Origin of the sequence: Idiomarina sp. ST20R2A10 (assembly GCF_051842345.1) — a bacterium.
In the GTDB taxonomy this organism is placed as follows: domain Bacteria; phylum Pseudomonadota; class Gammaproteobacteria; order Enterobacterales; family Alteromonadaceae; genus Idiomarina; species Idiomarina loihiensis.
On record NZ_JBNIEY010000001.1, the window covers coordinates 841812 to 862332 of the forward strand.

Here is a 20521-nt window from a genome sequence, read left to right on the forward strand (position 1 = left end):
AACAATGACAAGTTGAATGCCTCACTATAGACTTTGAATAATTGTCATATGTGAGGATTCTATGGATTTTTTAATTGACGCCTGGGATTTCAGTCAGCATCCCGCAAAACAACTTCAGTCGCCATCGAGCGCCGCAGAAAACACCTGGTTTCATTTTCAGCGTGATGCCGATGGGTTGACCGAGTGGTTAACTCAAGCCGGTATACCTGAGCCTCTGATTGATGCGGTACTGGAAGAAGACACCCGCCCTCGTTTTCAGCGTTTACCCGACGGTTTCATGCTGTTGCTACGGGGCGTTAATTTAAACACCGGCGAATCTCCCGAAGACATGCTCAGCCTGCGCTTACTCTATTATAAAGGCGCGTTGTACAGTTTTCGTAAGCGCCCTTTTTTATCCATAGCAAAATTGCGTGAGCAACTTGACCAACAAATGGGGCCGGAGTCGTTACACGACTTTATCGTTGCCCTAATTGAGCAACTGAACTTACGAATTGAAGATGTGGTGTCCTCGGCAGAACAGCAACTGGAAGTCATTGAAGGTGAAGGCTTTGATAATACGGCATCGGTTCAGATAAAACTCACCGCTTTGCATCGTCGTCTGTTACGCCTTAACCGCTTTATCCGCCCGCAGTTGGCCGCTTTAGAAAAACTCAGTACCGAAACCGAAAAGGTTATGAGCACAGAGTTGCACCAGTGGCTTATCAATGAGCGCGATACCACTCAGCGCTTATTCGAGCAAATTGACCTGATGCTGGAGCAAGTCTGGATGCAGCGCGAGCAACTGCAGCAGGCCATAGCCGAAAAAATGAATCGCAACACCTATTGGCTCTCGGTTATTGCCGGAGTGTTTTTACCTCTCAGTTTTTTAACCGGTGTTTTTGGAATAAACATTGGTGGCATGCCCGGGGTAGAAAGTGAAGGTGCATTTATGATTTTCTGTGGTGCGCTGGTAATTATCGCTATTGTCGAATTCCTGTTGTTGAGACGCCTGAGATTCTGGTAAACCTGACTTATATCAAAGCGGTTTAGACCTAAGTCGAATAGGAAATTTAAGCCAACAGAATATGCTTAAAGGCTCTGCATAAAAGGATTTGAGGTAGTGCTATGCAAGCCTATAAAAACGTTTACTCCGAAGCTCAGCAAGATCCTGAAGGTTTTTGGCTAGAGCAAGCGCGTCGCTTAAATTGGTTCAAAACGCCTAAAGTCGCTGCACAGGTCAAAAAGAATGGACTGGCAGACTGGTTTCCGGACGGCGAAGTTAACATCAGTTATTTAGCACTCGATGCACAAATTGAAGCAGGCCGCGGCGAGCAAGTCGCTTTGTATTACGATTCCCCGGTAACCCAAAGCAAAGCAAATTACACCTTTAACCAGTTGCGTGAACAGGTTGCCTGCTTTGCTCATGTCCTGAAGCAACAAGGCGTAGAAAAAGGCGACCGGGTTATTATTTATCTCCCCATGATCCCGCAAGCTGCTATTGCAATGCTGGCCTGCGCCCGCATTGGGGCAATTCACTCGGTCGTCTTTGGTGGTTTCGCAGCGCACGAACTGGCTGTTCGAATCGACGACGCGGCTCCCAAACTCATTATCACCGCGTCTTGTGGTATTGAGGGGACAAAAGTTCTGCCCTACAAACCTATTGTGGATAAAGCTTTGGCGGAAGCGACCTACAAGCCGCGTACCATTGTCTATCAGCGCGAGCAGTGCCAGGCAGAAATGCAGGAAGGTCAGGACACCGACTGGGAACAGGCGCTGACGACAGCAAGCCCTTTAGAAGCTATTCCTCTACCGGCAACTCATCCTCTTTATATTCTTTATACCTCGGGCACTACGGGCAAACCGAAAGGCGTTGTGCGCGACCACGGTGGCTATGCCGTTGCCCTGAATTTTTCCATGAATTACGTTTACGGATTAGAGCCCGGGGAAGTCTTCTTCACGGCATCCGATGTAGGCTGGGTCGTAGGTCACTCTTATATTGTTTATGGTCCCCTGCTTTTTGGGTGCAGCAGTGTACTCTACGAAGGCAAGCCGGTTAATACGCCAGATGCAGGAGCTTTCTGGCGCATCGTTCAGGACTATAACGTCAGCGCCATCTTTTCTGCTCCGACGGCTTTCCGGGCAATAAAGAAAGAAGATCCTGAAGGCGAATTTATTCAGCGCTATGACTTAAGCTCGTTGAAACGCATTTATATGGCAGGAGAGCGTTTAGATCCCGCTACCTATGAATGGACAACCGAATTAACCGACTTGCCGGTTTACGACCACTGGTGGCAGACCGAGAGCGGCTGGCCAATGTGCGCTAACCCTGTCGGTATTGGAGCAGTAAAAGTAAAACCCGGCTCTTCCACCTTTCCGGTTCCCGGCTACGAAATTAGTGTTCTGGATCCTCTCGGCAAAGGTTTAGGCAGCAAAGAAGAAGGTGCAATTTGTGTACGGTTGCCTTTGCCACCCGGTTGCCTGACCACCGTATGGGGCGATGAGCAACGCCTGCACAGCAGTTATCTCAACGCTTTCCCGGGTTATTACTGCAGTGGCGACGGGGGTTACATCGATGAACAAGGCTATGTTTTTATCATGGGCCGTACAGACGATGTAATAAACGTTGCCGGCCACCGTTTATCCACCGGAGAGATGGAAGAAATTCTGGCCGCTCACAAAGACGTTGCTGAATGCGCCGTTGTCGCACAACCCGATGAACTAAAAGGTGAGTTACCGGTTGGTTTCGTTATTCTTAAAAACTCTTCCACTATTGCTCACGAGCAATTACAACAGGAACTTATCCAGTCAATACGTGCAGAGATTGGCGCTATTGCCTGCCTGAAAACCTTACACATAGTATCCCGGCTACCTAAAACTCGCTCAGGAAAAATATTGAGACGTCTTATTCGGCAGGTATTACAGGGCGACGATGTTGCTGTTCCTTCAACCATTGATGATCCGTCAAGTATTGATGCTATTAAGGAAACCATGCGTTAAACTAGCGCCCTTTCTTTTAAACAGGATCAGGGTGTTATGACGTTATCGATTGTTGCGGTCATTATAGGTTTGGCTGTTTTGGTCTGGAGTGCTGACCGCTTTGTTGAAGGCGCAGCCGCAGTAGCAAGACATCTGGGCATGGCGCCATTAGTTATCGGTATGGTCATTATTGGCTTTGGTACATCGGCGCCGGAAATGGTTGTATCGGCACTGGCATCAATGCAGGGCAACCCTGCGTTGGCACTGGGTAATGCCTATGGCTCGAACATAACCAACATAGCACTGGTTTTAGGTATTACCGCTATGCTCGCTCCTATTGCGGTTAAATCTGTGGTTATCCGCCGCGAAATGCCAGTCTTAATCGCTATAACCCTGTTAAGCGCCCTCTTTTTGCTCGACTATCAAATTACCAGACTGGAAGCCATTCTTCTGTTAGTTGTTTTTGTTGGCTACATGGGCTGGTCAATCTGGATAGGCTCAAAAAGCAGCGACGACAGCTTAGCCGCGGAATTCACTGAAGAACTGGACTCTAATCCTCTGCCAATGAAGCCCGCCATTATTTGGCTTATTGTTGGCTTATTACTGCTAATTGTCAGTTCACGTGCTCTAGTCTGGGGTGCCGTAAATATTGCGGTGTCACTCGGCGTCAGCGATTTAGTCATAGGTTTGACTGTGGTTGCTATTGGTACCTCCTTACCAGAGCTGGCTTCAGCCATTGCGGCAACCCGCAAGAATGAGCACGACCTGGCACTGGGTAACGTTATAGGCTCGAATATGTTTAACACATTAGCGGTAGTCGGTATTGCCGGTGCTATCGAGCCGGTTTCGCTAGAACCTTTAGTGTTAAGCCGTGACTGGGTTGCCATGGCCATACTAACATTACTGCTAATGGCCTTTGGTATTCGCAAAGCACGACAAGGGCGTATCAATCGCGTACATGGTTTTATCTTTATTTGTCTGTACCTGCTCTATACCCTGTATTTATTGAAAACAGGCTTTATCGCACCACAATAAAACACTATTGCAAATCGTTCGCATTTAACATAGACTGTCACTATCAAGTGAGGTGATAGTCTATGTATGTTTGTCTTTGTAAAGGTATTAACGATAAAGTCATCCATCAGGCCGTAGTTTCTGGTGAGGTGAACTCAATGCGAGACTTACGCCAGCAATACGGTGTAGCCTCACAGTGCGGCTGTTGTAAAAACTGTGCCAAAGATGTTCTTCATGAAGCCCTCGAACAACGTTCTAATCAAGCAGGTAAAGAGACTCAACTTCCGGTTTCCGTATGCTACACTTAATTCATACCTAGTGAATTAAGGAGTAATACGGCTATGAAAGGTGATGCTAAAGTCATCCAGCAACTGAATAAAATACTGACTCTCAAACTTACCGCCATTAATCAGTACTTTCTTCATGCCCGCATGTATCGTAACTGGGGCTTCGAAAGTCTGAACAAGCCTGTTTATAAAGCCTCTATTAACGAAATGAAGCACGCCGATGTGCTTATCGAACGCATTTTATTTCTGGAAGGCATTCCTAATTTGCAGGAACTGGGTAAGTTATACGTTGGTGAAGACCCAAGAGAAATGCTGGAAATGGACCACAAAGTCCAGTTTAATGATGTCAGCGCAATACGCGAAGCCATAAAAGAGTGTGAGATACACAAAGACTATGTCAGCCGTAACGCATTACGCGATATTCTCGACTCGCAGGAAGAGCATCTCGACTGGATTGAAACTCAAATTGATTTGATATCGCGCCTGGGTAACGAGGTCTATTTGCAAACAAAAATTCAAGGAGCTGAATAATGCGCAGAGATAACAATGTCGTTGAGCAACTAAATCGCCTGCTGGCCTTTGAACTCACGTCAATTGACCAGTACACCTCACATTCGCGTCAGTACGAAGACATGGGTTTAATGAAGCTTTATCAGCGCATTAACCATGAAATTGACGACGAGCGCGGTCATGCAGACTTGCTCATTCGCAGAATTTTATTTCTGGAAGGCAAACCCAACATGAGCAATCGCGAACCTCATACCATAGGTTCGGATGTTCGGGAGATGCTGGAAAACGATCTACAGCTTGAGCACAACAACGCCAAAACACTGCGTGAAGTCATTGAATACTGCGAAGAAGTGGATGATTACGTTACCCGCGAAATGCTGGTCGGTATTTTAAAAGATACCGAAGAAGATCACGCGTACTGGCTACAGATACAACTAAACTTAATGGATCGACTGGGTGAGCAGCTTTATTTACAAAGCATGATGTAATCCAATCTCCCTTTTCTGCAGACACAAAAAAACCGCCTCAAGGGCGGTTTCTTTTGTATCTGGCGGAGAGAGAGGGATTCGAACCCTCGATACGTTGCCGTATACACACTTTCCAGGCGTGCTCCTTCAGCCACTCGGACACCTCTCCAGAACGGCCGCTATGGTAGGGGTTTTAGCCGTTCTAATCAAGGGGTTTAAGCAATTTTAAAGCGTTTCATGCCATTATTTAATCGTTTTGCCAGTTCGTTCAGCTCACGGCTGGCTTCACTAATTTGCTCTGAGCCCGCTGCCGTTTGCTCAGCGGCCTGAGTAATGGATGTGAAGTTTTGGTTTATCTCTTCCGCTACGGCGGTTTGTTCTTCCGCTGCAGTCGCAATTTGCGCGTTCATGTCGCTCATTTTTGCAACCGAGCTATTCACGGCATGTAGAGACTTACCGGCGGAGCGTGCCTGTTCAACACTTTCTGCGGCTTTTTCTCTGCCTTTTTCCATAACGGTAACAGCGTCGTTGGCACTCACTCGCATGGTTTCAATTAAGCTTTGAATATTACGGGTTGAGTCCTGAGTTCGGTTCGCTAGTGCGCGGACTTCATCAGCAACCACGGAGAAGCCGCGGCCATGTTCGCCGGCACGGGCGGCCTCAATTGCGGCATTCAACGCCAGTAAATTGGTCTGGTCTGCAATGCCTTCTATTACTTCCAGTACTTTATGAATTTCTGCCGTGTTATCAGACAACTGACCAATAACTTTTGACGCACCTTCAACCTGGTTTGCCAGCTCTTCAATAGAGCGTATGGTCGCTTCAACTTCACGGCTACCACCAACAGTCTCTTTATCAGTGTCGTCCGCCAGCTGAGCCGCCTGCTCTGTATGCTGAGCAACTTCCCGCACCGTCTGTGCCATCTGATGAATTGCCGTTGCACCCTGAGTGGTCTGCTCTTGCTGCTGAACCACTAATTGCTGGTTATCATTCGCGGTTTCAGACAACTCGTTCGATGAGTTCAGAATCGTATCGGCAGAATCATTAACATCCTGCAGAATTTCTCTAAGTTGACGAGCCATGCGGTTAACGTCTGCCATCATGCTATCTTCATAGCGTGTCCGGGTTGAAACCGTTAAGTCACCATCTGCAATGCGCTGCAATACCTCGGCGGCCTCTTCGGGCTCACCGCCTATGGTATGAGTCAGCTTGGCCACTATCCGCCAGGCTGCTATACCACCACTTATAATGGCAAAAGCCGTCACCCACCACATTAACGTGGCGAAATTTGCACTGCGATCCATGACCCCTTCGGTACCTGACGCTATATTCTGCTCCTGATAATCGATGAAGGTATTAATGCGATTCAGCCACTCCGCATAAACCGGAGACAATTCATTCAGTACGTACTCCTGCGCCTGTTGTCGGCGATCTGAACTCAGCAAACGCTCAGTTTCCTCGGCGGCGGCCAGTCCTCGCGCCTGCACGTCTTCAATAGCGGCCAATAATTCACGTTCTTTACTGCTAACCAAAGTGCTGTCAGAAAAAATAGCACTCATGCCCTTATCTGCTGTATTGTAATTCGCCTTTAAATCATCAATTAGCTCACGCAGCGGAGGACGATCAGCGGCATCATCCACAAGTACTAAATCGCGAAGAGCAATAGCCCGGTCATGGACACTGCCACGATAATTAATAGCAAAGCGTTGTTTTTCACTTCCTACTTCATTCACTCTAGTTAGTGTTTTATCTATTTCGCCAACTTGGTACGTACCGACAATTGTCGTTATAACAAGTAACAGTAGAATAAAGGCAAACCCCGCGTACAATCGATTTGCTATAGTCATTTAATGCTCCAGAATGCGATGAACTATTCATCTATGTAATTGAACGATTATACTAATTAGGCTTAAAGATGGATCAAAAAAATTGATATATTGATGACGGTATAATCGAAATGTTCAATTATTGTTTGATAAGCCAACGGAAAATTCTGAGCTGACTAGGTACATAGAATAGATACTCAGGATGCCACTGCACGCCAATAATAGTCTGTTCGGTCTGCCCTTCAGAAGCTTGTAGAAAACCATCGAGATCCCAACCCACAGCATGCATACCTACGCCGGTTTGCTTTACTATTTGCGAATGCAGGCTGTTAACTCGCAGTTTTTGTTTTTTACAAATTTTGGCCAACTGGCTCCGGGGCTCAATAAACACTTGTTTGGTTGGCAATAACCCGGGTCTGTTATAGGTTAGCTGTCGTAGCTCCCGAATATTCTGATTCAGTTCACCGCCCAGTACCACATTAATCAATTGCGAGCCACGACAAATACCTAACAGAGGCTTTTTTTCTTCCAGTGCCCAACGTATCCAGGCAATTTCAAGCTCATCTCTGTCGGGGTCGTATTCGCCGTCACGCTCCGGTGGTTGATTGTACTCAGATGGACTAATGTCATCGCCGCCGCCAATAATCACGGCGTCGATACCTTCGTGGTCGCAGCTGTGTCTGACACTCGCGCGCACAGGGGTTGCCCCAAGACACTTAAGAATAAGCCAGGTACACCACCAGGAAGGAGACCACCGTCTGGCGGTCCCTGTTACAACCACTCGCGGTCTTTGAGCCATTGCTGCAACCTTTCCTTCCAGTCTTTTTCTGAGACCCCTATTAGCGGGCGTTCAGCATCAGTGAATGCTTGCTTCCAGTACTCTAAAGCCTGTTCGTCGTTCGCCAGAGCATCCACTATCCACCAAATTTTCCATGGTTCGGTTAAATCCCAGTCTGGGTGTTCAAGCTGACAATTCGGTAAACGATAATGAAATGTCGGGCGGGCTTTAATCTTATTATCTTCCACCGCTTTCATAATTTTTTCTTCATTCAGAAAAGCAAACAGTGGCAGCATATCCAGCGCCCGGTTGCGGGTGGCATTATGTTCCAGATAATCATTAATCAGTTGCTCCTGGCTGACCTCCTGCTGAGAAACCAGCAAGCGAATGTAGGCTTCAGGATATTTATCAATATAAGGGCTCAGCTTTCGTGTTGTATCAACCCGGTGAGCCTCTACCAGCCACCATTGCAGCAAAGAAAATGCCTGCAAATAACGCAGCAGGGCATTTGGCTCTAACGACGGTACCTCGGGGTTAATGTGCACACCATAAGCCGCAATCCAGGACTCATCAGTGCCCTTCGCACCGGCTTCCCGTAAAGCATCGGTCACAGGAATTAACCGCTCACACTGCTCAAGAGTCAATGGCGGGCAAACAATTTCGATAGGTACCAGGTTCTCAGCTATGCTGCCTAACTCGCGCACCCAGGCAGAATTGTCTCCGCCTTCTGCTTTCGCTTTTCGCTTTAAATAGTCCCAGTCTATCTCAACTGTAAATGAACCTAGTTCATCCACTTCAACTTTTTGTTCCGCTTTAGAGACCGCAACCCGTTTCCCCGACAACTGTTGTTGCAGAACTTCGACAGTTCTCTCCAGGGTTAAACCGCTAAACTCCAGTTCGAAACCAACTCTTCGGTCTTCCCCTTCATAATTTAGCGGCTCGGTTAATGCTTTGAACAAACTTTTACTCAATAGAAAACGTCCCCGCTGGTCCCGGAAATACAACTGGGCTTTCAAAGCCATCGTTACTGACACTAGCTACACCAAAAATGTAATTATCGATCACCACATTCTCCAGTGTGTATTCGTTTACGTTACCCACGTAGCGGCTGAACTGCCACTGTGGGGCACTGGTTAAGCGCCAGTAAACTTTATAACCCGCAATATTTTCTTTATCTTCCTCCTGCGCCGTCCAGCGCAGGGTTGTATCCGGTTTTACTGCACCTTCTATTTCGACATTAGCCGGCGGCCTTGGTGCCCACGACATGCTCGCCATAGAAGCGGCGTTTAATGCCGTCAGTTTCGCTGCGTAGTCAAAGTCTACGCCATCGATGGTATCGCCATATTCAATGCCATCTTCCACGCGCAGATCCTGGTGCTGGCGATTATAGTTTTCGTTGGTTTCCATAATGCGGATACCTGCATAACCTAAGTCGTTAAAGGGTCTGTGATGCCCTCCGCGACCAAAACGATCTAAACGATAAACAATCATAGTGTCTAAATTGTTGATGTAACGATCGGCCACTGTATCAATGTAGCGCGCTAAGTTGCGTGAGGGAGAGTCCACTTCGCCACCATAAAAACGGCGCATGGTTGCTTCGCGATCCGATTCATTCATACGGGTGCCTTCAGCAAAAATACGTGCAGTGGTGTTGTTAATGACTCCGTTAATGCCTTCTATGTTACCAATCATGTCATTATTGAGCACAGCGGTCAGATGCCAGTTTTCTTCTTTGGCTTTTTCGGCCAGAATTTTCCCGCCAAACAGGCCTTGTTCCTCGCCGGCCAGTGCCGCATAGACAATAGAACCATCAAACTCGTACTGGGTTAGCACTCGAGCCGCTTCTAACGCGCCAGCGACACCAGAGGCATTGTCGTTTGCGCCTGGGGCGTCGGAGGTATAATCCATGACATCACTAACGCGCGAGTCGATGTCACCGGACATCATCACATAACGATTAGGGTCTGTTTTGCCACGCTGAACAGCAATGACACTTTTTACTTCCACAGGGTCGGGTATGCGCTCTTCTCCCGAAATAGTGTCGCTGACGTACATCACTTCAAGACAACCACCGCAGGCTTCGGATATGCGCTCAAATTCGGCAAAAATCCAGCGCCTCGCAGCACCAATACCGCGAGTATCAGATTCTGTTTCAGATAAGGTATGGCGCGTGCCGAAATCCACCAGGGTCTGAATATCGCTTTCAATGCGATCAGCCTGCATGCCGCCAGCTATTTCATGTAACTTTTCCTGCTCTTTATAGTCAATGCTATCCTGAGCGATAGCACTCAGCGGAGTGGCTAAACCAACACTTACCGCCAGTAATGAACTTGTCCACGATTTGAACATAATTGAATACCTGTTAATTAATGAGCTTGTTTCGATTATGCGGTATATAACGAAGGATGGAAAGCCACGCGCAGGAGCAGAAAACAGTTACCTTTATGACTGCTCCGTTAGTTGCGCAAGCCCGCTTAGAGTCTGAGTCACGTCTGTCAGTGTCATCACGGCACGAAGTTGTTTAAAACTGGTTTCAAGCTCTTTAGCCCGATGCGGCAGGTAGCGTTGAATATAAGACAAATCTGTCATCAATTCGGCTGATATTTGATTCTGGCATGGCTGTCCTGATATCAGAAGCGCAATAAAGTTATCATCTTCATCAAGAAAGCGAATGTATTCTGCCGCCTCTTCAAAGCTGTCGTACTCGCTTATTTCTCGCCCCATAACGCCATCTTTCTGAGTGGTCTGAGTAACTCTTAACAGTAATATACGTGGCGACAAACTGCTGTTCTCCGACACCCGACGCAATGCCTTTCTTAGCTCTGAGCTCAGGCGCCGTCCGCCAAGTAAGCGTTCGTTGTTTGCTAACCAAAATTCAGTGTCATCAAACAATTTCGGTAAACCTTCGGCAATAGACATTAATGCGGCCAGTTGAGGCTCCCAGTCAACGCCGTTTTTATACAAAAACAAAGCGCTGGATAAAGCGTAACGAAACATGTTCTGCTCTGCTGACGCTTGCGGACTGAGCAGTTTACAAGCCAGGGTTTTAGCTCCTCTGGCTCGGTATTCCTGTAGCACAGATAATTTCAGACTCTCATTGGAATGTTCGCGCCAAAGTGGTGTTTTTATCGCATTCAATTCGCCGTAGATTAGCTCATCGTCTTTGCTGTAAGTGAGCGTCAATTGATAACACCTTGCCCCGTAACCCGCCGCACGCAATGCGTTTAGCGTAGCAATTAAACTTTTTTCTTTTTGTATAGCCTGCAGCGGCAGTAAGTACTCACGCCAGACTTTATTTATGGGCAGACTAATACGAAACAAGGTAACTTGTCGGCGTGTTGGTTTCCTGGATTTTCGCAACTCATTTACCACAGATTGAACCCATGGTTGCTCAATAAGCTCCGCAATAAGATCACTCTGGTGTTGCTGCCAGCTGTTCAGCAGGGTTTGATTTGAGTTCGTCTGAACTAAAGCGCAGCTCGCTGAGCCAGCTTTTAGAATAATTGGCACAGCCTGAACGGCATCAAACCAATAGCTTTCATGCCCCCGGGCTATAACCCTCTGGGCTAAATGCTCAACATTGACTTTATAGCGACGCCGGGACTTGCTCAACATAGCCGCTAAAAACCGGCTTAGTTCGTCATCGCCAGTTTCATCCATGCGCCTTAAACGTAAGTAAAGACAAAAGTCTTTTTCTTTGAGCCCAACTACCCGGTATTCATATTCCTGGGTTGCGTCAAACACAAAGTCGTCGCTAAGCCCGGAAAAGTAAACCTTTACGCGTGCATACTTCAAGCCGGTTAGTTGAGGATCAAAACCTAGCTTTAGCTGCAGTCCATTATTAGAGATGTCCACAGTCATCGCGCTGAATTCCTGGCCATCGGCCAGTTCCATGGTCACAGCGCTGACCAGGTTAATCCGTTGCTCACAACGTTGGTACTCACGCCCGGCCACAAAACTGGCTAGCGCTTTCTCTTGTTCCTGCTGGGCTAAAGCTTTGTCTTCCGCTAACTGCTGATGCTGTGTTTTTAACGCTAATATTTGCTGTTTCGTGTCGTTTGTAAAAACGCCCTTATACAGTCGTAAGCCGTCTTCAAATAACCGTTTCGCTGCTATATCAAAATAATGTACGCGCCCCTGAAAAGGGTAGGGTTCAATTTCGGACTGAATTTTCTTGCGAAGGTCGATAACACCCAAAGCCGGTTTCGCTAATTCGGTAATGCGCATACGCGCCTGCAGCCTCTCGGGCCCGCTAAGATGTTTTGTTTTACGTTTAAACAGAGACTCAAATTGAGAGCGGTGATAATCTGTTTTAAGCTCATCAATCAGACTTTCTATTGAAGGGTCACTGCTCATAATGGGCTATTGGTCAGTATCTATATTAAGTTCAACATTTCTTTTACATTAACGCCAAGAGGATCTTCATGCAAACGCTTTTACTCGGTTACGGTGATATTGCAGACCGCGTTGCGCAACGGCTAAGCGGGCAAAACGAGCAGGTCACCGGAGTTTGCAGAACCCCGGAGAGCAAGCCGGTACGCAAAGGGGTCAATTTAGTTGCAGCAGACTTAAACAGTGAACAGGAGCTTTACCAACTGTTCCAGAATAAATGGGATAATGTTGTCATTACCCTGACTCCGGCAAAAGGCGCAGAAGATAGCTATCATCAGGGCTATGTCGTTCCCTGTCGTCACCTGCAACAGGTACTGTCGCAGCAAAGGCATCAGCCTAATATTATTTACGTTTCCAGCACCGGCGTTTACGCGCAGCGCGACGGCGAGTGGATTGATGAAAACAGTGCAACCGAGCCTACGTCAGACTCCGGTAAAGCTCTATTACAGGCTGAATCCATTATCGATGCCTTACCGGGGCAAACCTCAATTCTTCGTTGCAGTGGTATTTACGGCGAGGGACGTGATTTTTTATTGCGTCAATTAACTCAGGGCAATGTCCAGCTTCGTGACAGCTGGACTAACCGCATACATCAGGACGATGTCGCTGGCTTTATTGTGCATTTACTTACCCAGGTTAATCAGCCCAAACCTGTTTATTTAGTTAATGACGATGAACCGGTCAAACAATACGAAGTTTACCAGTGGCTGGCTGAGCAGCTTGGAATTGAGCTGACCGGAAGCATTGATACAGACGTTGGTCCAAGAGGCTCTAAACGCTGCATGAATAAGGGCTTAACAGAAAGCGGTTACCAACTTCAGTATGCGAGTTTTCGCGAAGGTTATGCGCCAGTTATTAAACAATGGCAGCGCTGATTGCGCTGCCCATAACTTATACGGCGTCTACGGCGTCGAAATAATCGAGCATTCCCTCGGCGGCGTTGCGGCCTTCTGCTATCGCCGTCACCACCAGATCGGCGCCGCGCACCATATCGCCACCGGCAAATATTTTCGGGTTGCTGGTTTGCATAGCAAACTCAGTATCGCCAGTAGCCAGCACGGTGCCCCAGTCGCTTAGCTCCACTTTGTGCTGTTGTAACCATTCCGGCGGGCTGGGTTGGTAGCCAAAGGCAATAATGACCGCAGTACCCGGCATAACGAATTCTGAGTCCGGCACAGGCTGTGGACGCCGGCGACCGTCTTCATCAGCCGGGCCAAGCTCAGTGCGTACCATTTTCACGCCACTAACCTTACCTGAATTGTCCGTAATCACTTCCAGCGGTTGCAAATTAAACTCAAAAGAAACTCCCTCTTCGCGAGCATTCTGCACTTCTTTACGCGACCCAGGCATATTGCCTTCGTCCCGGCGATAAGCGCAGACAACCGACTTCGCCCCCTGTCTTATTGAAGTTCTGACGCAGTCCATCGCGGTATCGCCACCACCAAGCACAACCACGGTCTCGTCTTTCACATCAATAAGTGGATACTGAGACATAGGCTCATGAGCCATAAGCTTTTGTGTATTGCCAATGAGAAACGGCAAGGCAGGATAAACTCCATCTGCATCCAGGCCTTTTAGTTTTCCATCCAACGCTTTATAGGTTCCCAGAGCTAGAAACACCGCATCATAATTGGCTTCCAGCTCAGCAAAACTGATGTCTTTTCCCACTTCGACACCCAGCTTAAACTCAATACCCATGTCGGTGAATATTTCACGACGCAACGTCATTACCGCTTTATCCAGCTTAAACGGCGGAATGCCGTAAGTTAGCAGGCCTCCAATTTCCGGGTAACGATCGTAAACGACAGCTTTGACACCATTACGCGTCAATACGTCAGCACAGGCAAGACCAGCAGGCCCTGCCCCAATAACAGCAACCCGTTCCTGACGCTGAGTCACGCCGCTTAAGTCTGGCCGCCACCCCTGTTTAAAGGCTTCGTCGACCATCTGTTTTTCAATACTGCCAATAGTTACTGCGCCGAAACCGTCATTCAGCGTACAGGCACCTTCACACAAACGATCCTGCGGACAGACCCGGCCACAAACCTCAGGCAGGCTGTTGGTTTTATGCATCAGTTCAGCGGCTTCAATAACCCGCCCTTCGTTGGCCAGCTCCAGCCACTGAGGAATATAGTTGTGAACCGGGCATTGCCACTCACAATATGGGTTTCCACAGTCCAGGCAACGATCTGCCTGGCCTTTTAGCTGCACGTCGGGCATTGGATCATAAACTTCTTTAAACTCAATGCGGCGCTCTTCAACCGGACGTTTCGGCGGATCAATGCGCTGCACGTCCAAAAACTGATAAATATTCTTGTTCATTACATCACCTGCACACGTAATTCTGCAGTTGACCGCGCTCGATGCCCTAAAAGCTCTTTCACATCTGCCGCTTTTGGTTTGACGATATAAAAGCTGTCCACTATTTGCTCGAAGTTATTTAGTAACTTCCGCGAGTAGTGACTTCCCGTTGCTTCGTGATGCTCATGAATTAAACCGCGCAAGTGCTCCTGAATAATCGGGGTATCCACGGCTACCGCTTCAACCAACTCGTGGTTAAGCCGACGATGTAAATCGCCGTCGCTGTCTCTTAAATAAGCAAAACCGCCGGTCATTCCCGCACCGAAATTGATGCCGCATTCACCCAGTACCACCACAATACCGCCGGTCATATATTCACAACCATGGTCACCAATACCCTCTACCACAGCTGTCGCGCCGGAGTTACGCACCGCGAAACGTTCGCCGGTACAACCGGCAGCATAAAGTTTTCCGCCAGTCGCGCCATACAGACAGGTATTGCCCATAATGACTGCTTCGTGCGTGTTATAACGACAGCCTGCTGGCGGCTTAATGGTAATTTCACCACCGGCCATACCTTTCCCAACGTAGTCGTTGGCGTCTCCGGTCAGGTGCAGCTTCAAACCACCGGCATTCCATGCACCAAAGCTTTGTCCTGCGGTACCAATAAAGCCTAAGGTAATTGGCGCAACCGCCATTCCCTGGTTTCCATGCTGGCTGGCAATGTAACCCGATACACTTGCAGCAACCGAACGGTCATCGTTACGGATCGTCAAAGACCAATGACCTCCACTGCGCTTATCGATAGACTCTCTGCATAACTCCAGCAACCGCTGGTTCAGCTTGCCCTGATCAAACGGCGGGTTCTTCTCGGTGCAATATAAAGAATACTCTGAACGTACTCCTGCGGACTGCAACAAGGCATTTAACTGTAACTGCTGCTGACGTTTAGTTTCACCAGTCAGCCGTTCCAGTAAATCGACCCGGCCAATAGCGTCGGTTAACTTTTCCAGACCCAATTGAGCGAGAATGTCGCGCACCTCTTCCGCCATAAACTCAAACAGTTTCACCACGCGTTCCGGCAAGCCGGAAAAATGCTCCCGTCGCAGGGTTTCATCCTGAGTAGCCACACCTGTTGCGCAGTTGTTCAAATGGCAAATGCGTAAATATTTACAGCCCAGAGCAATCATAGGGGCGGTGCCAAAACCAAAGCTCTCAGCGCCTAAAATAGCCGCCTTCACAATATCCATACCGGTTTTTAAGCCGCCATCGACCTGCAACCGAATTTTGTGGCGCAAGTTATTCGCCACCAGGGCTTCGTGCACCTCAACCAAACCAAGCTCCCAGGGCGAGCCGGCATACTTGACCGAGGTCATGGGGCTAGCACCAGTTCCGCCATCGTAGCCGGACACAGTAATTAAATCGGCATACGCTTTCGCGACACCTGTAGCAATGGTGCCAATGCCAGGCGTAGAAACCAGCTTGACTGAAACTAAGGCTTTCGGATTCACCTGCTTTAAGTCAAAAATCAGCTGAGCTAAATCTTCAATGGAATAAATATCGTGATGCGGCGGCGGCGATATCAAGGTAGTACCAGCCACGGCGTATCGCAGTTGGGCAATTTCCGCAGTCACTTTTTCGCCGGGCAGTTGACCTCCCTCACCGGGTTTGGCTCCTTGCGCAACCTTTATCTGAATAACATCGGCATTAACCAAATAATGCGGCGTGACACCAAAGCGCCCCGAGGCCACTTGCTTAATTCGCGAGTTTTTTGCGTTGTTAAAGCGCTTCGGATCTTCCCCACCCTCGCCAGAATTTGAATGCCCGCCAATAGTATTCATGGCAATAGCTAAGGCTTCGTGAGCTTCGGCGCTTAACGCACCTATCGACATAGCCGCCGTATCAAAACGCTGAAACAGGAGTTCTTTGGCTTCTACTTTTTCTTTTTTAATTTTTGCCTTTTCAGGCAATTTGATGCTGAGCAAATCACGCAGGTGAGTCACCGGCCTCTCGTTAACAAACTTAGCGTACACATCGTAATCTCGCTGCTCGCCTGTTGCCACCGCGCGTTGCAGCGACGTCACAACATCCGGGTTATAAGCGTGGTACTCCCCACCGTGCACATATTTTAGCAAACCACCCTGAGCCAGTTTTTTTCGTGTTAACCAGGCGCGATGGAAGCTCTGCTGAAGATCCTGCTGTATATCGTCAAATCCGGTACCATCAATGCGTGCTGGTACGTTCTCAAAGCAAAGACGGCGCACATCTTCGTTCAGCCCAACCGCCTCAAACAAGGAGGAGCCCCGGTAACCTGCCACGGTCGCAATACCCATTTTCGAGAGTATTTTCAGTAAGCCTTTATTCAGGCCTTTACGGTAGTTGAGCAATGCTTCTTTTATGTCCAGCTGAACTTTGCCCCGGGCGACCAGTTGCTCCACGGTTTCATACGCAAGGTAGGGATAAACCGCAGTGGCGCCTAAGCCTATTAATACCGCCATATGGTGCGGATCACGCGCGGATGCGGTTTCAATAATAATGTTTGAGTCACAGCGAAGATCATTCTTCACCAGCACTTGTTGCACCGCCCCAACGGCCATGGCTGCCGGTATCGTCAGCTGTTCTCGCTGTAAATCCCGGTCACTGAGAACCAGAATAACCGTTTGCTCATCCTTAACCGCGGTTTTTGCCTGCTCAACCAGGCTATCGATGGCTTGTTGTAAATTCTGCTGCTCTGGTTTAAAACCCAGCGACAAGGTGGTTGCCCGGTAATGTTGTTCATCAAGTTCCCGTAGCTGCTTTAAATCGGTGTACATGAGGATAGGAGATTCAAATACTACCCTGTCGGCATCGCCGGATGCCTCGTTAAATACATTATGCTCACGGCCTATGATAGTGGAAAGCGACATAACATGGCGTTCACGGATAGGGTCAATAGCCGGGTTAGTCACCTGAGCAAACTGCTGCCGGAAATAGTCGTAAAGCAAACGCGGCTGCTTTGAAAGCACGGCGGTGGGTGTATCGTCCCCCATAGAACCCACGGCTTCCTGACCATCTTTCGCCAGAACACTGATAATTTGCTGTATTTCTTCTTCGGAGTACAAATACGCTTTATGAAAAACCAGCATGGTCTCGTCGTCATACAAACGCTTACCCAGCTTGTCGGCGTGGCTGCGTTCAAACGGTATCAAGTGGCGACGGTGTTGTTCCAGCCATTGTTTATAAGGGTGACGCTGCTTGAGTTCTTCTTCAATTTGGTCGTTATACCAAATTTTGCCGGTATAGGTATCCACCGCCATCATTTGTCCCGGTCCTAAGCGGCCTTTTTCAATCACTTCCTGCTCGTCGTAATCCCAGATACCCACTTCTGAGGCAATGGTCAGAATACCCGAACGGGTAAGAACATACCGCGCCGGACGCAGACCATTTCTATCCAGACTGCAGGCCACATGCCGACCGTTACTCATAACCACGCCGGCAGGCCCATCCCAGGGCTCCATATGCAGGGAGTTAAACTCGTAAAAGGCACGCATGTCATCAGACATGGTGGCATCGCCCTGCCATGCTGGTGGGATCAACAGGCGCATTGCCCGGAATAAATCCATGCCGCCAGCCAGCAATAGCTCCAGCATATTGTCTAAAGACGCAGAATCGGAGCCTGACAGTCCCACCAGTGGCTTTGCGTCCTGTAAGTCAGGCAGTAAGGGGGTCTGGAATTTATAAGCTCTTGCCTGCGTCCACTGTCGATTCCCGCGTATAGTATTAATTTCGCCGTTGTGGGCAAGGAACCGGAACGGCTGAGCCAGCGGCCAGCGCGGTTCCGTATTAGTAGAAAAGCGCTGATGGAAAACACAAATAGAGGTTTTCATTTCGGCATCGGCTAAGTCAGTGTAATAAGCCGGCAAGTCAGCTGCCATCATCAGGCCTTTATAGACTAAGACCAGACTCGACAACGAGGAAATATAGAGCTCATCCTGATTAGGCATCAGCTTTTCGACGCGTCTACGCGCCATATACAAGCGTCTTTCCAAATCTTTTTTACGCCAGCCCGGCGGAGCCGACACCAGAACCTGCTCAATAACCGGCTCAGACGATTTAGCGCCTTCACCCAGTACTTGGTTGTTGACCGGAACTTTACGCCAGCCAGTGACCGCTAAAGTCTCTCGTTGAAGCTCTTGCTCAATAAGGTGGCGGGCAGACTCGCGCTTATCCTTATCGCGACTAAAAAATACCATACCGACAGCGAATTTCTTACTGAGCTGCCAACCTTGAGTTTCTGCGTACTGGCGGAAAAACTGCTCGGGCATTTGCAGTAGTAGTCCGCAGCCATCTCCGGTTTTACCGTCGGCACCAATACCACCACGATGTTGCATACGGTCCAGCGCTTTTACTGCGGTAGAAATTAAACCTTGCTGAGCTTCGCCATTAATATCAGCGATAAGGCCGAAGCCGCAGTTATCACGGACATCAGCTGGATCATAAAGTCCCATGCTTATACCACTCGAATAATTATTCAATAAAGCTAGATTACCATGCAGGCATCAGCTTCGGTAGGCACTGGGGCTATTATTGTTACAAATATGTTGTATAGACAAAAAGTAAAAAGGCTCCCGAAGGAGCCTTTTAAATCACTTTAAAGTCGCTGCAAATTCCAGCATTCGGTCTAGCGGCACCATGGCTTTTTTGCCCAGAGCTTCATCGACATGAATCTCATGTGTTTCTCCACCGTCCGTTAACGCTTCTTCTATCGCTTTTAAGCCGTTCATTGCCATCCAGGGGCAATGCGCACAACTGCGACACGTTGCGCCGTTACCCGCAGTGGGGGCTTCAATAAAGGTCTTATTCGGTTGCAGCTGCTGCATTTTATAAAAAATGCCTTTGTCGGTAGCCACTATGAAGGTTTCATTTGGCAATTCCTGACTCGCCTTAATAAGCTGCGAGGTAGAACCGACTGCATCCGCCATCGCGACAATATTCTCCGGAGACTCCGGGTGCACGAGAATAGCCGCCTCGGGGTGAAGCTTTTTCATATCCTGCAGGGCTTTCGCTTTAAACTCATCATGCACGACGCAAGCGCCCTGCCACAACAACATATCAGCTCCGGTTTCTCGTGCAATATAACCGCCTAAATGCTTATCTGGTGCCCAAAGAATTTTTTCTCCTTTGGCATCCAAATGGTCAACAAGCTCAAGCGCCATACTGGATGTCACTACCCAGTCTGCACGAGCTTTTACCGCTGCTGAAGTATTCGCATAAACGACAACTGTCCGGTCAGGATGTTGATCACAAAATTCAGCAAATTTTTCTGGTGGACAGCCAAGATCAAGGGAACATTCGGCTTTCAATGTTGGCATCAACACTTGCTTATGAGGCGTAAGAATTTTAGCCGTCTCGCCCATAAAACGAACACCAGCTACAATCAGCTTCTTTGCCGGATGGTCGCGACCAAATCGAGCCATTTCTAAAGAATCGGCCACGCAGCCACCAGTTGCCTCGGCTAACGCCTGAATATCGGGGTCTGTGTAGTAGTGAGCCACCAATACAGCGTCTTCATCAATCAGAAGCTGCTTAATACGATTAATGGTTTCGGACTTCTCTTCCGCACTTAACGGTTTAGGCTTTGGCGGAAAAGTATAATCAAGGCTATCCAGAGTTTGAATCTCGGTCATGATACTACGGCTTGTTTTCCAAGTGTTCTTAATAAGTGAGGACTATTATAGCGGAATTCAAGGGATGCTTATAGCTAAGTCAGTATCACTCTTAATTCATCAGTATGGTTTGAGTGGTTTTCTTAATGGGGTATTCAGTGAAGTGGTGGGTTGTGCAGGATTCGAACCTGCGACCAATTGATTAAAAGTCAACTGCTCTACCAACTGAGCTAACAACCCATATTCTGGTAAATATTTTTATCGGCGACGTGGTGGGTTGTGCAGGATTCGAACCTGCGACCAATTGATTAAAAGTCAACTGCTCTACCAACTGAGCTAACAACCC

At 48.3% G+C, this 20521-nt stretch carries 15 protein-coding genes and 3 tRNA genes; 7 read left to right on the plus strand and 11 right to left on the minus strand.

The window, feature by feature from the left end; genetic code table 11:
• The first annotated feature begins 61 nt into the window (after positions 1-61).
• The 6 genes from ACP7H9_RS04115 (at position 62) to bfr (ACP7H9_RS04140) (ending at position 5254) form a co-directional block, all read left to right on the plus strand.
• Entirely contained in the window at positions 62-1003 is a 942-nt protein-coding gene (locus ACP7H9_RS04115) for a CorA family divalent cation transporter (RefSeq protein ID WP_011234313.1), read from the plus strand.
• Positions 1004-1104: 101 nt separating this feature from the next.
• Positions 1105-2976 carry an acetate--CoA ligase gene (locus ACP7H9_RS04120; protein ID WP_011234314.1) on the plus strand — a complete coding sequence of 624 codons (1872 nt, stop codon included), beginning with the start codon at positions 1105-1107 and terminating at the stop codon, positions 2974-2976.
• Between the two features lie 36 nt (positions 2977-3012).
• Positions 3013-3990, plus strand: coding sequence for a calcium/sodium antiporter (locus tag ACP7H9_RS04125; protein ID WP_439222199.1), 978 nt, complete (start codon positions 3013-3015; stop codon positions 3988-3990).
• Positions 3991-4052: 62 nt separating this feature from the next.
• Positions 4053-4277, plus strand: a complete 225-nt coding sequence (locus tag ACP7H9_RS04130) for a (2Fe-2S)-binding protein (RefSeq protein WP_114981584.1) — start codon at positions 4053-4055, stop codon at positions 4275-4277.
• Between the two features lie 33 nt (positions 4278-4310).
• Complete coding sequence (gene bfr, locus ACP7H9_RS04135; protein WP_034819886.1) at positions 4311-4787, plus strand: bacterioferritin; 477 nt, start codon at positions 4311-4313, stop codon at positions 4785-4787.
• Positions 4787-5254, plus strand: coding sequence for a bacterioferritin (gene bfr / locus ACP7H9_RS04140; RefSeq protein ID WP_034819883.1), 468 nt, complete (start codon positions 4787-4789; stop codon positions 5252-5254). The genes bfr (ACP7H9_RS04135) and bfr (ACP7H9_RS04140) overlap by 1 nt, the downstream gene beginning before the upstream one ends.
• Positions 5255-5314: 60 nt before the next feature.
• Here the strand turns inward: bfr (ACP7H9_RS04140) and ACP7H9_RS04145 are convergent.
• The 6 genes from ACP7H9_RS04145 to ACP7H9_RS04170 all read right to left on the minus strand — a co-directional run bounded on the left by ACP7H9_RS04145 (position 5315) and on the right by ACP7H9_RS04170 (position 12193).
• Positions 5315-5402: transfer RNA gene (locus tag ACP7H9_RS04145), tRNA-Ser, on the minus strand.
• 46 nt (positions 5403-5448) lie between these two features.
• Positions 5449-7080: a methyl-accepting chemotaxis protein gene (locus ACP7H9_RS04150; RefSeq protein ID WP_439222200.1), complete on the minus strand. Its 1632-nt coding sequence runs from the start codon at positions 7078-7080 to the stop codon at positions 5449-5451.
• Between the two features lie 118 nt (positions 7081-7198).
• Positions 7199-7858: a gamma-glutamyl-gamma-aminobutyrate hydrolase family protein gene (locus ACP7H9_RS04155; RefSeq protein WP_110012722.1), complete on the minus strand. Its 660-nt coding sequence runs from the start codon at positions 7856-7858 to the stop codon at positions 7199-7201.
• On the minus strand, positions 7831-8808 hold the full coding sequence (locus ACP7H9_RS04160; protein ID WP_439222201.1) for an amidoligase family protein: 978 nt from the start codon (positions 8806-8808) through the stop codon (positions 7831-7833). Before ACP7H9_RS04160 ends, ACP7H9_RS04155 begins: the two co-directional genes overlap by 28 nt.
• On the minus strand, positions 8801-10186 hold the full coding sequence (locus ACP7H9_RS04165; protein WP_439222202.1) for a M28 family metallopeptidase: 1386 nt from the start codon (positions 10184-10186) through the stop codon (positions 8801-8803). Before ACP7H9_RS04165 ends, ACP7H9_RS04160 begins: the two co-directional genes overlap by 8 nt.
• Before the next feature lie 93 nt (positions 10187-10279).
• On the minus strand, positions 10280-12193 hold the full coding sequence (locus ACP7H9_RS04170; protein ID WP_439222203.1) for a PilZ domain-containing protein: 1914 nt from the start codon (positions 12191-12193) through the stop codon (positions 10280-10282).
• A 68-nt stretch (positions 12194-12261) separates the two neighbouring features.
• On the opposite strand from ACP7H9_RS04170, the gene ACP7H9_RS04175 reads away from it, so the two are divergent.
• Complete coding sequence (locus ACP7H9_RS04175) at positions 12262-13104, plus strand: SDR family oxidoreductase (RefSeq protein WP_439222204.1); 843 nt, start codon at positions 12262-12264, stop codon at positions 13102-13104.
• 16 nt (positions 13105-13120) lie between these two features.
• Here the strand turns inward: ACP7H9_RS04175 and ACP7H9_RS04180 are convergent, their stop codons facing one another.
• The 5 genes from ACP7H9_RS04180 to ACP7H9_RS04200 all read right to left on the minus strand — a co-directional run bounded on the left by ACP7H9_RS04180 (position 13121) and on the right by ACP7H9_RS04200 (position 20521).
• Positions 13121-14551 (minus strand): FAD-dependent oxidoreductase, encoded by a 1431-nt coding sequence (locus ACP7H9_RS04180; protein ID WP_439222205.1) that lies wholly within the window; start codon positions 14549-14551, stop codon positions 13121-13123.
• Entirely contained in the window at positions 14551-19017 is a 4467-nt protein-coding gene (gene gltB / locus ACP7H9_RS04185; RefSeq protein WP_439222206.1) for a glutamate synthase large subunit, read from the minus strand. Before gltB ends, ACP7H9_RS04180 begins: the two co-directional genes overlap by 1 nt.
• Positions 19018-19155: 138 nt before the next feature.
• Complete coding sequence (gene nadA, locus ACP7H9_RS04190) at positions 19156-20196, minus strand: quinolinate synthase NadA (RefSeq protein WP_114981589.1); 1041 nt, start codon at positions 20194-20196, stop codon at positions 19156-19158.
• A gap of 143 nt (positions 20197-20339) precedes the next feature.
• Positions 20340-20415, minus strand: a tRNA-Lys gene (locus ACP7H9_RS04195).
• A gap of 30 nt (positions 20416-20445) precedes the next feature.
• Positions 20446-20521, minus strand: a tRNA-Lys gene (locus ACP7H9_RS04200).

Excerpts from the sequence above, each read along its gene's own strand:
- ACP7H9_RS04120 (WP_011234314.1), top strand. The coding sequence starts at position 1,105 with ATGCAAGCCTATAAAAACGTTTACTCCGAAGCTCAGCAAGATCCTGAA.
- ACP7H9_RS04125 (WP_439222199.1), top strand. The coding sequence starts at position 3,013 with ATGACGTTATCGATTGTTGCGGTCATTATAGGTTTGGCTGTTTTGGTC.
- nadA (WP_114981589.1), bottom strand. The coding sequence starts at position 20,196 with ATGACCGAGATTCAAACTCTGGATAGCCTTGATTATACTTTTCCGCCA.
- ACP7H9_RS04150 (WP_439222200.1), bottom strand. The coding sequence starts at position 7,080 with ATGACTATAGCAAATCGATTGTACGCGGGGTTTGCCTTTATTCTACTG.
- ACP7H9_RS04180 (WP_439222205.1), bottom strand. The coding sequence starts at position 14,551 with ATGAACAAGAATATTTATCAGTTTTTGGACGTGCAGCGCATTGATCCG.
- ACP7H9_RS04175 (WP_439222204.1), top strand. The coding sequence starts at position 12,262 with ATGCAAACGCTTTTACTCGGTTACGGTGATATTGCAGACCGCGTTGCG.
- ACP7H9_RS04130 (WP_114981584.1), top strand. The coding sequence starts at position 4,053 with ATGTATGTTTGTCTTTGTAAAGGTATTAACGATAAAGTCATCCATCAG.
- bfr (WP_034819883.1), top strand. The coding sequence starts at position 4,787 with ATGCGCAGAGATAACAATGTCGTTGAGCAACTAAATCGCCTGCTGGCC.
- gltB (WP_439222206.1), bottom strand. The coding sequence starts at position 19,017 with ATGGGACTTTATGATCCAGCTGATGTCCGTGATAACTGCGGCTTCGGC.
- ACP7H9_RS04155 (WP_110012722.1), bottom strand. The coding sequence starts at position 7,858 with ATGGCTCAAAGACCGCGAGTGGTTGTAACAGGGACCGCCAGACGGTGG.
- ACP7H9_RS04170 (WP_439222203.1), bottom strand. The coding sequence starts at position 12,193 with ATGAGCAGTGACCCTTCAATAGAAAGTCTGATTGATGAGCTTAAAACA.
- bfr (WP_034819886.1), top strand. The coding sequence starts at position 4,311 with ATGAAAGGTGATGCTAAAGTCATCCAGCAACTGAATAAAATACTGACT.
- ACP7H9_RS04115 (WP_011234313.1), top strand. The coding sequence starts at position 62 with ATGGATTTTTTAATTGACGCCTGGGATTTCAGTCAGCATCCCGCAAAA.
- ACP7H9_RS04165 (WP_439222202.1), bottom strand. The coding sequence starts at position 10,186 with ATGTTCAAATCGTGGACAAGTTCATTACTGGCGGTAAGTGTTGGTTTA.